The sequence below is a fragment of the Endozoicomonas numazuensis genome (assembly GCF_000722635.1).
Taxonomy (GTDB): Bacteria; Pseudomonadota; Gammaproteobacteria; order Pseudomonadales; family Endozoicomonadaceae; genus Endozoicomonas_A; species Endozoicomonas_A numazuensis.
The window spans coordinates 50,086-59,827 of the sequence record NZ_JOKH01000006.1; the positions used below are offsets into that span (position 1 = coordinate 50,086).

General features: G+C 43.5%; 9 protein-coding genes and 2 pseudogenes. 2 read left to right on the forward strand and 9 right to left on the reverse strand.

Features of this window, described 5'->3' with window-relative positions:
- Nucleotides 1-385: 385 nt before the first annotated feature.
- The 4 genes and pseudogenes from GZ78_RS30415 to GZ78_RS21230 form a co-directional block, all read right to left on the reverse strand.
- Nucleotides 386-557: pseudogene (locus GZ78_RS30415) on the reverse strand (IS630 family transposase); the annotation flags it as partial.
- The gene (locus tag GZ78_RS21220) at nucleotides 515-745 is read right to left on the reverse strand and encodes a helix-turn-helix domain-containing protein (protein ID WP_051786417.1); all 231 of its coding nucleotides are present in this window, start codon (nucleotides 743-745) and stop codon (nucleotides 515-517) included. The gene GZ78_RS21220 and the pseudogene GZ78_RS30415, both read right to left, overlap by 43 nt.
- Nucleotides 746-1,098: 353 nt before the next feature.
- Nucleotides 1,099-2,460: an MATH domain-containing protein gene (locus GZ78_RS29090; protein ID WP_236631638.1), complete on the reverse strand. Its 1,362-nt coding sequence runs from the start codon at nucleotides 2,458-2,460 to the stop codon at nucleotides 1,099-1,101.
- Nucleotides 2,461-3,637: 1,177 nt separating this feature from the next.
- Nucleotides 3,638-4,621 (reverse strand): transposase, encoded by a 984-nt coding sequence (locus GZ78_RS21230; protein ID WP_034840700.1) that lies wholly within the window; start codon nucleotides 4,619-4,621, stop codon nucleotides 3,638-3,640.
- Nucleotides 4,622-4,835: 214 nt separating this feature from the next.
- Here GZ78_RS21230 and GZ78_RS21235 point away from each other — a divergent pair, with 214 nt between their 5' ends.
- The gene (locus GZ78_RS21235; RefSeq protein ID WP_051786418.1) at nucleotides 4,836-5,390 is read left to right on the forward strand and encodes a hypothetical protein; all 555 of its coding nucleotides are present in this window, start codon (nucleotides 4,836-4,838) and stop codon (nucleotides 5,388-5,390) included.
- Nucleotides 5,391-5,478: 88 nt separating this feature from the next.
- Here the strand turns inward: GZ78_RS21235 and ltrA are convergent, their stop codons facing one another.
- The 3 genes from ltrA to GZ78_RS21250 all read right to left on the reverse strand — a co-directional run bounded on the left by ltrA (nucleotide 5,479) and on the right by GZ78_RS21250 (nucleotide 7,542).
- A complete protein-coding gene (gene ltrA, locus GZ78_RS21240) occupies nucleotides 5,479-6,537 on the reverse strand; it encodes a group II intron reverse transcriptase/maturase (protein WP_034840703.1) in 1,059 nt (352 codons plus the stop codon).
- Nucleotides 6,512-6,652 carry a hypothetical protein gene (locus tag GZ78_RS30065; RefSeq protein WP_201772775.1) on the reverse strand — a complete coding sequence of 47 codons (141 nt, stop codon included), beginning with the start codon at nucleotides 6,650-6,652 and terminating at the stop codon, nucleotides 6,512-6,514. The genes ltrA and GZ78_RS30065 overlap by 26 nt, the downstream gene beginning before the upstream one ends.
- A gap of 284 nt (nucleotides 6,653-6,936) precedes the next feature.
- Nucleotides 6,937-7,542 carry a hypothetical protein gene (locus GZ78_RS21250; protein ID WP_034840708.1) on the reverse strand — a complete coding sequence of 202 codons (606 nt, stop codon included), beginning with the start codon at nucleotides 7,540-7,542 and terminating at the stop codon, nucleotides 6,937-6,939.
- 193 nt (nucleotides 7,543-7,735) lie between these two features.
- Between GZ78_RS21250 and GZ78_RS27770 the strand changes: the two genes are divergently transcribed.
- Nucleotides 7,736-8,320: an FKBP-type peptidyl-prolyl cis-trans isomerase gene (locus tag GZ78_RS27770; RefSeq protein ID WP_236631639.1), complete on the forward strand. Its 585-nt coding sequence runs from the start codon at nucleotides 7,736-7,738 to the stop codon at nucleotides 8,318-8,320.
- 107 nt (nucleotides 8,321-8,427) lie between these two features.
- On the opposite strand, the gene GZ78_RS21260 is transcribed toward GZ78_RS27770, so the two are convergent.
- Together GZ78_RS21260 and GZ78_RS21265 are read right to left on the reverse strand one after the other, a co-directional pair.
- Nucleotides 8,428-8,835 carry a GFA family protein gene (locus GZ78_RS21260; protein ID WP_034840710.1) on the reverse strand — a complete coding sequence of 136 codons (408 nt, stop codon included), beginning with the start codon at nucleotides 8,833-8,835 and terminating at the stop codon, nucleotides 8,428-8,430.
- 365 nt (nucleotides 8,836-9,200) lie between these two features.
- Nucleotides 9,201-9,742 (reverse strand): annotated as a pseudogene (locus GZ78_RS21265) (group II intron reverse transcriptase/maturase); the annotation flags it as partial.

Genomic DNA, 9,742 nt, shown 5'->3' on the forward strand with positions numbered 1-9,742 from the left:
CTAGGAGGCTGACCGAGAATAGCGTCCGAGCATAAAATTCAGTAGAACGAGTCAGCTTTTTCACTGGATTTGTGCGAATAGTTGACCTATTTAAGCAAATCCAGTGGAAAAGATGGCCGTTCTTTCTGGATTTTAGGCCGGACTGTCTATTCTCGGTCAGCCTCCTAGCACCTCGTCCTGAGCCATTTAATACCAATTGATAACCTATCGGTCAGGTTTATATGCAGCGTTCCGGTCATTCATCCTGTCCGGCTTACCAGTTGAAATCCTGGCAAGTGGGTCAATCAATTTCGATATTTCAGGCAGACGAAACCATTCCCCAAGATTTTATGAGAAAATCATCAGATTATCCCTATTTAGTGGGTTGAGTATTCCCCTGAATCTATTAACTGTCGTACAAGTCTGGCACTGCAGGATACAGCCTCTTGAACTTTATCCGAGCGTGTTCAGCGGTGAAGCGCCAATCCATGGTAGCCTTACTCTCGTTACGCTTATCCTTCCAGGCATTGTCGGCTCAGGATGCTGAGTTCAATCTCTGCCATATCCAGCCAACTACCTCAAGCCCTTCTTCGACAAGCCGTTGCCGGAGGCGAGTGATTGTCTGAGGCCTGATATGAAAGGCTTTGGCAACTTGATCATGCGTCAGGGGGTCATTATTTTCATCGATAGCCAGAAGAATATTAGCGTTACGCTTCTTGTACTGTGCAACCCTTGGCTTCTCTTGCTTGATCAGTTCCTCAAGCATTGAACGCTTGTCCTCATTGAGCCGAACATGATATCAGTTTTGCAGAAAATGAGATGAAAGTAATTGCACAAGTTTCTGCATAAGCATATATTCAGTCGGGCAGTCTGCTGGTCTGGCCTTCACAAAAAAACAGCTAACAAAAACCCATATAATCGGCTTATCGTAAAATAATACCAATCGTGCTTTCTAACTACCGGCATGAGCATGGCAAGCTGGACACCAGAACAAGACGAAATGACGGGTAATAGCTAGGCTATTGCGAGGAGCTCCAACGCAGGGCTGGAGTTCCAATTGCCAGCGCAATAGCGTAGTTAGAAAGTACGATTGGTATAATCTATCTCTTCAGAATTATGTCAGTCTGTAAGATCAGGGAGATTCGTTAAGTCAATAATTGCTTTGAAATAAATATTGTTATCGTTAATAAAGTGACCATTTATTCCGAACACCTCGTCAATCCTGACAAACTTTGGCATGCCGCTGGCTCTATTCATGTCTGCTGATGGATATTTTTTCGGTTTCTGGAAACTGCTTGACGTTGTGTCAGGCATAAATCTTTCAGTAATATGGCGACGCTGCCCTGTGCTATCCACGAGCCTGAGAGTGACTCTTTGATTAAACGGCCAGGGAAGAAGGTCATCATACTCCCCTCTCATAATTGTAAAAAATAATGAAATATGTGTATTTTTGCCAGAGCCATCGCCATTTAAATACACCCGCAGGCACATTTTGTAACCAAATCTGGAGCTATAAAACGGCGCCGAATAAAGGGAAAGTGTCCGACCGTTAACTGCCTCCTGTCTGCGCCGGATTACTTCTGGTATTTTCCAAGTGAACTGACCATTGTAAGAGGTTGCTTGCAGGATTTCCACTAGCCTGCCCAGCTCGAAAGCGTCATTCTGTAGTTCTAACAATGAGCTTTCCAGGTAACCAATTTGTTGCGCTTGAAAGGGACTTGACCAAGGACTGGTGTTAGACATAAACTCCGCCATTTGGAGTTTCAAGCTTTTTACATCTTGCATCAGAGCATTCACGAACTTCTGGTTTTTCGCAAGGCTTTGATCAAGTATTAATTGTTCGGCCTCGCCCTGTTTGGCTGACTCTTCCAGCTGGGAAACCCTTTGGGTTAACTTCGCTACTTTTAGTTCTTTTTCTCGTTCATTAAGCTCCATGGCCCAGTCATCGAGAAGTTCACTATCCAGACTTACCGTAAAATGCGTGTTATCCTGCTTCAACTTCTGATTGAGTAAGGGATACATTTTGTTTCTATTTACATCAATCAGGTACCATGTTGAGCTGCTCATGGCGCTTTTAAGTGATTTGCCTATCGCTTTATCTTCAAAGGCTATAGATTCATCGGGTTTAGAGAGGGGTTGCTCATGGGCAGTATGCTTGTGTGAGTATGAGGGGCTATCTGTTACTACCGCTTGAAACAAGGGCTTCATGGATGCCAGCATAATACTGCCATCTTGCTGCATAACTTTAACCTCTACGGAAGCCTGCTTATCGCAGAAGTCTATCTTGGGCGTGATTAGCTTTTGCTGATCAGGAGGAAATTGATCTATACCACAGGACTTTACTTCAGAATGAAATGCCATCACCAGTCCTGGTTCGTTGGTTTTGGTGAGGGCGTAACGACCAGAATTAAGTCCTTTGGGGAGGGCATCGTCGTTGAGGTCCATAATAATTATGGTTGTATCAGATGCTCCTGAAGTCAAACTGCTGGCTGAACTCTGAATGCTGGCAGGTGTGGTAATGCTTCCATCTGATGGCTCAGAGCTCTGAGAGCTCTCAGAGCTCAGGCTGGATAATCCGGCAATCAAATGATCAGCCACTATCTGCCCATCTGAACTGTCGCCGCCAATATTCGCGAAGCAAGCGCTGAGTTCATGGCCGATATTAACTCGCTGGGCTTTTGCCTGACTCACAAGCCATTCGATTGGTGTGTTTCCCTGCCCCTCAATGGGGGGAGGTGAGTCACCCATGTTGATGCTGATCCGACAAGGAGAGTCATCTTCTATAACGTTATGAAACGAAAGTTGTTCTTCCAATGTGCTTTCTTCTCTCTCTTGCTTCTGTTTTTCTATTGCTTGTAGAAGAGCTGTTTCATGACCGGCTGATATTGAGTCTTTCCCTTCGCTGTCAGAAAAAAACCAACTGCCTAACAAGTTTATGACCATTGAATGAATATAAGTAAGAGGTTCTTTGTCTGGACTCTGTTTCAGAAGTTCGTCAAGTTCGGGGGGAGTAATCAGTGATTTGTGAGTGAATTCAGGCGCTATGTCAATTGATTCGCCACGTATAGGGATATCAGACATGAGCTTGCTAACTGATACAGCCGCTAACACAGAGCTTGCCACTTGCCACCCCCAGCCTGAGGACTGGCCGAGAACTTGTGACTTATATGCATAAACTGGGCTGGTTAGTAGAAAAAAGCTGAGAATAAAGATAAAACTGCGGCAATATATATTCATTGTTAGTTACCTCTGTACACGAAAAAAAAGTGAGCTGACAAAATTTCTGCTATGAAACCTAGTGTCAAAACAATCGTTTCAAGCAGTCATGAATTCCATCAGCTCACTCACCGAACAGTTTAAACCCTATCTCAAGTGGCACAAGTTACACCTTGATATTCTTTCTATTCTCATAGTGGCGATCATCAAGTAGAAAGGAAAAGAGGAAAAAATGGAAAAGGACATCCACAAAAACACATACAACAAACTTGAATACCGCCCTAGCCCAAATCTCCCTGATCAGCTCAAATCTTCCTTACTGGAATACCCGTAAAGACCATTAAACAATAGTTAAAACGCTGAAATCACTTTTGCAGGAACAGTGAACCCTCTCACAAATAGATTTCAGCAAGAATTCGACGCATGAGACTTAAGAATTGAGTCAGCACGCCTTGAATAAACGACTGCAGATATGTAACCCCTGGAGCCATTGCTGCCCTGTATTGAGTGCGTATGCCTTCATGGCTTTTAGTCTACCTGCCGCTCGATAGAATCGATTGTTCCAGCTCATGGTTTTCAGCCACTCATCAGGATCGATTTCAAGCCTGGTCAGAATAGGAGGTGCACCTTCTGGAATAGAGCCCTTCTTATCGGCTCTTACCACTCTGCCACTCCAGTCGACCAGCTCTAGATAGTCATGAAGAATATAAGGCAAAGCCTCATCCGGATTTTGTCCCTGACACTGAAATGCTTTCAGCATAGAAGGCTGCTTGATGTCTGCTGCACCAGCAGTTTTTCCGATGCGTTTCTGAATAGAGGTATAGTCTGACTGCTCAGGCGTGGGTGCCAGTTTTGCCCGAATAGGATTCAAATCCACATACGCCATACAAGTCAGTAATGCTGCCTCATCCAGTAACGCCTGACTTTTAAAGCGCCCTTCCCAGAATCGACCTTTACAACCATCTTCCTTATTGGCTTCACGAGCCAGGTATTCGTTTAGACAACGCATAAACCAGCTCACACTCTTCAAGCGAAGACGATACTCATCCACATATTCGTCAACACGACTGAGTTCCGAGCTGCTCAGACTGGCTCTGCTCATATAACGTTGTACCAGCATCGGGCCTGTAAAAAGGGTAGTCCAGCGCTGCAGCACTTCATCACGGCTCCAGCTTTCAACATCTCTGCTGTTGATGTGAAGTACCACATGATAATGATTAGACATTACAGCATAAGCACAGACTTCAATGGCAAAGATGGAAACCAGTGCCTGCAAGCGGTCAACCACCCACTGCCGGCGATGCTCAAAACTCTTGCCGGTCAGATGATCCTCACCACATAAGTAAGCCCTGCGAACACAGCGAGCCATGCAGTGATAGTATGGTGTCGATCCTGGATCAATCAGACTGCTGCGGGCTCGGGTCATGGGATCTCCTGTTGGAAAGAAAAAATCAGAAACAGGAGAAAAATAGTCCAACCAGTCGGTTAGTCAAATTTGTGGATGTCCCACCGACGAACTGGAAGCATTTGTTAGGTGCGCTTGCCAGATTGTTATTCAATATATTTAAACACCATATATTATCGCTCTGTAGAGAATTTTATATATAAATTCAACATATTATGAAATAAAGGATGTAATCATGCCGCCAGACAACAACGCCAGCGTTTCATCTATTGCTGTTCTTCTTCAAAGTATTGAAGAAAGTAGTTCTGATCCGTCTTTTGTTAAAGATATTAGTCAATGGATAGACGCTTTAATTGAAGAAAATAAATCTACAAGAACACCTTGTATATCTTTTGCTTCGCCTTTTGCAAACTATTTCGATGAATCTTTTCTTAACATTTCATACTTCGTAATAGTTGATAAACTCCCTTCTCCTGAACACCCTTTATTTGAGGAATTTATAAAGAAAAATAATTTGGGAGGAATTACATATAGAGACACCTATTTTTTACTGGATGAAAATAAAGATGATCTGCAATATCATTTCCATGAATTAGTTCATGTTTTACAATGGAATATACTTGGTGATGAAAGTTTTATTCTTAAATATTTTCAAGAGATAAAAAAACATGGGTATGAGAACTCTCCAATAGAAAAAGTTGCACTAGAACTTGTAAATTTATTTGCACAAAAAGAAGAAGTAAATAATTTAGCATACTATGTAGAATCCAGGCTCAGATTAAGCACCTAATCGGGATAGGGCGGAGCCTCGCGACTCCGCTCCTCCCACACCACGAGCCGTACGGATCACGTAGCATCGCGGTTCAAATTACTGTTGTTTATCTTGTCGCCATTTCTGGCAACCCCAAGTTCCTGAAATATCTATTCGGCAGTGCTCTGGTGAGTGCCGGACTACCACTTAAACGCCAGACCCCATGCGCCGACTTCGCTGTATTCCAAGCTAGAAATCGATCAACTCCCAGTCGCCTGAGCATTCGGTAACCTTTGCTTCCCCACCGCTTCAAGATATAACACCGCAATCGTCGTCGAATCCATTTATCCAGATCCCGCAGTCCCCGCCGACTGAACGTAAACCCAAGGAAGTTGCACTCCCAAGGGCGTCCTACCGCACTCTTTTGGGTATTCACTGTGAGCCTCAGTGAGGCTCCAACAAAGCGTTGCAAGCTGCTCATTACACGTTTTCCCGCTGTCTCGCTTTTGACGAATACCATAAAATCGTCTGCGTAGCGGGCAAAGCGAAGCTGCCGCTTTTCCAGCTCCCAATCCAGATTGTTCAGCACTACGTTTGAAAGGACAGGCGACAGGGGAGCACCCTGTGGTACACCTTTCAGACTGGCTTGCTTGATTCCATTAATACAGACACCGGCTTTCAGATAACGGTTGATTAACCGCAACAGCATGTCATCCTTATGATGAGCCTTGAGTTGCGTCATCAGCAGGTCATGATTCACCTTATCGAAGAACGCCTCAAGATCACAATCTACAACCCAGTTATATCCTTCCCGTATCGTGTCCTGAACATATCCAATAGCCTGATGAGCATTCCGGCGGGGACGAAATCCATAACTGTTGTTATGGAAATCCACCTCCCATTCTTCCTGCATTATCTGGGCTATGGCCTGTTGAATCAGGCGGTCGAGAGCAGTTGGGATACCCAGTTTACGTTTGCGTCCATCCGGTTTGGGGATTTCCACACGCAAAACGGGTTTGGACTGGTAGGTTCCTTCTGCCAGTTGCTGCCGGATTTTCGACCAGTGTTGCTTCAGGAAATCTAGAAGTTCGTCAACGGTCATACTGTCGACGCCAGCGGCTCCTTTATTACGTTGAACCTGTTTCAGTGCGCGGATCAGATTATTCCTGTCCAGTACCCGCACCATCAAAGATGAACAAAAGGTGCTTCTTTTCAATGAAGAGTGGTTCAATCGGGTCTCCCGTTTCCTGTTCATCCTCCAGATTATCCAGAGACAACAATAGTTGTTTAACAGATGCCATCCGAAACCACTTCTCCGACGATTACTCTCCGAAATTTGTTCAGGCCTTCAGTAGCGAGAGGCCACTTACTATGCCTTCTGCTGACTTCTGCACTGCAGTCACACAGAATTGCTTCTGTGTCAGTTGCTCCTTCAACACAGTGCAGATCTCCCGAGGTAAGACACTTAACTTTCATCACGTAGACGCCCAATTTATAAAACGTATCCCGATTGCAGATGGACGACTGCATGGATGCAGGAGGTAGGGCGACGCAGGATGCCAAAGCCGAGGGCTTAATGGTCACATTAGCTGCGCTGTAGCGTACTCAATAACGAATATGCTTCTTTTAGCAAAACAGATCTTTCTTCTATTTCTCGGACTGCCAGAAGCTCGTGATAAATTTCTATGTAACGCTTTCTTATGCGCCTAAATTCAAGTGAATTGTAACATTCCCTCATCCATTCTATTTCAGTTTTGCTGATGCTTTCCTTTACTTCTTTTGGCAGGTCATCAACATAATCTAAGTAATGAAAATTAGTTGAATGCCAAATTTTATATTCTTTTTCGAGATTCTCTCCGATTACGTGTGGAATTAAGTAAAGATTTGAAAGCATAAGTTCAGCAAGCATAAATCTTGCTTCAACGGTTTTATTTGCTCGATACAAACCAAGAGACCAACATAGTTTTTGGATTGGTTCTCCTACATCATCTGGAAATTCCTCGTTATACCATCCTACATATTCTTCAAATTTATCTAAATCATTTAGAACAAAATATAAGCTGAACAGAATATACCGTTTGCCACTTCCATCGTTTATAAACCCAATCTCTTTCTTCTCCTTTTTCATGGATGATTTATAGCTCGAAATTCTAGATTTAAGTTTTTTCTCTGTCTCAGGAAATATAAACATTTTCTTTCTCACAATTTGCGAATGATGAGTAGCAGCTAACGCTTGCTTCAGCCGCCGCCGAAGGCGGTCGGTTGGAGGGGCGAAGCCCCGGAACGAACTGGAAGCATTTGTTAGCTGCGTTTTAATGTTGATGTGATTTTAATCTATGCTTCAGTATCAAATAATCAATTTTACATTTAAGGATGGTAGTCATTTGAAGCATTCGTACCACACACTTTTAATGGTTTTAGCAACACTTTATATCATGAAGGCTTATCCTGCTGAAATATCAGTTTTAGAGGAAACTAGACAGGCGCAGTCATTGACAATATTTTCCCCTACGGTTTGTGATCAGCCCTCTATCAGAGATGATGTAGTGCATGTTAACTTCGAATTTTATTTACCCATAACAGATGATGTGAACCTTATTGACGATTTTAATTCAATTGATTTTTCGGAAGCCCTCCCTCATCAATTAATAACTAAAATTACAGAAGAACATAGTGAACGTGAACAAATTTACTCATTTAACAATGTCAGACTCAAAAAAATGCAAAGCTCATCTGACTTTGGAGTTCCTTTCACATTTACCTTAGGAGAGGGAAAAGCTATCAAAGGATTTGAACAAGGTTTATACAATATGTGTATTGGTGAACAAAGAGTCCTTATCATTCCCCCCGAATTAGCATATGGAGCTTCTGGGATTTCTGGTTTTATTCCTCCTGAGTCAACAGTTATTTTTCATGTTCATTTAGTAAAGATTGAGAGAAGAGTTCCAAAGCAACTTAGATTAGATTGAAAGGTTTTGTTGAGCAGCTAACGCTAAGTTGTGGGGTGCCGCCGAAGGTGGTGTCCCAGCCAGCTGGCTGGCGAACACCAACGCCTTGTTATGTGCGTTTTCTATGTTTACTTTTGGTCTGCTGGATGATTAATACCATCATAGGTTGGAATACCCTGAATTTTTAGTGGATTAATTTCTTCCAAGCAAGCGACATTGAATCCATATTGTGTTGGGTTTGACCTACGCTGATGGTGCGTATAAATGCCACAATTAGAGCAGAAGAAGTGCTTTGCTGTTCTCGTATTGAACTGATATAACTTCAAGCATTCTTCGCCCTGAAGAATATTTATAGCAGACAGTGAAACAGAAGCAGCAATAGCACCTCGTCTTCTGCACATAGAACAATCACAGCGTCTTACGTCTACCAAACCCTCAGGTAAATTCAGCTCAAACTGAACAGATCCACAATGACAAGAACCTTTGTGTTTCTCTTGAACTTCTACACCATCAACACTTTTTAGATTTATTGTCATGCTTGATTCCTTGCGTGAGCACATAACAGCCTACATATACGACTCAATGTCGCATAACATATTATCTGAGGGAAACACGACATTCACCAGACCCATTGAAAAGGAAAGAAAGAAAAAGAAAAGCAAAAGAAAGAAAAGGACATCCACAAAAACACAATCAGACTGCTGCGGGCTCGGGTCATGGGTACTCCTGCTACAAAGATAAAAATCAAAGACAGGAGAAAAGTAGTCTAACCGGTCGGTTAGTCAAATGTAATCGCCGTAAAGGGTTGATTCACCTACAGTTTTCAGAAAACCTTCAGTTCATCACCCCTCCGACACAGATCCGTACATGCACTGCTAATGCATACGGCTCCTACCGTCAATCAGACACACAGTCGCTGATTTGGATATGGGTGTGTAAGCATGCTGCTCGGGATGAAGTATTTGATGAGCTTCGTCATCTTTGTCCACGTCAGGGTGTGGCGCTGGCTGCGCTTTCGCAGAGCCCTTAACCAGTAGCGGCAGATTTCCCTCCGAAAGAGGTTTATCGCTTTCAGGTTTCCGGGCACCGCAAAGTAGTTATTGTGTCCTTGTACGACACTTTTTAACCACTTCCCCTGCTCGAAGACATCCCTGTGACGATTTCTCAGCAAGATCTGTTTGATCTCCTTCAGCTTGGCTGTCAGCTTTTTCGCACTGGTAAATCGTTTTACCGTAAAGCCCCCATCTGAGCGCCTTGTGGAGCAGATATGCGTAAAGCCCAGAAAGTCAAATGTCTCCGGTTTTGGCCGGTTCTTCTGCTTTCTGTTACTTGTCGCAAATCGACCAAACTCCAGTAATCGAGTTTTACCTTTATTCAACTTCAGACCAAACTTTTCCAGTCGTCTGTGCAGTAACCCCGTAAAATGGAGCGCGTCTGACCGAT

What these genes read in the sequence shown, in the direction of transcription:
- GZ78_RS21220 (WP_051786417.1), bottom strand. Translation starts at nt 745, where the DNA reads ATGCTTGAGGAACTGATCAAGCAAGAGAAGCCAAGGGTTGCACAGTAC.
- GZ78_RS21230 (WP_034840700.1), bottom strand. Translation starts at nt 4,621, where the DNA reads ATGACCCGAGCCCGCAGCAGTCTGATTGATCCAGGATCGACACCATAC.
- GZ78_RS21235 (WP_051786418.1), top strand. Translation starts at nt 4,836, where the DNA reads ATGCCGCCAGACAACAACGCCAGCGTTTCATCTATTGCTGTTCTTCTT.
- ltrA (WP_034840703.1), bottom strand. Translation starts at nt 6,537, where the DNA reads ATGGTGCGGGTACTGGACAGGAATAATCTGATCCGCGCACTGAAACAG.
- GZ78_RS30065 (WP_201772775.1), bottom strand. Translation starts at nt 6,652, where the DNA reads ATGGCATCTGTTAAACAACTATTGTTGTCTCTGGATAATCTGGAGGAT.
- GZ78_RS21250 (WP_034840708.1), bottom strand. Translation starts at nt 7,542, where the DNA reads ATGTTTATATTTCCTGAGACAGAGAAAAAACTTAAATCTAGAATTTCG.
- GZ78_RS21260 (WP_034840710.1), bottom strand. Translation starts at nt 8,835, where the DNA reads ATGACAATAAATCTAAAAAGTGTTGATGGTGTAGAAGTTCAAGAGAAA.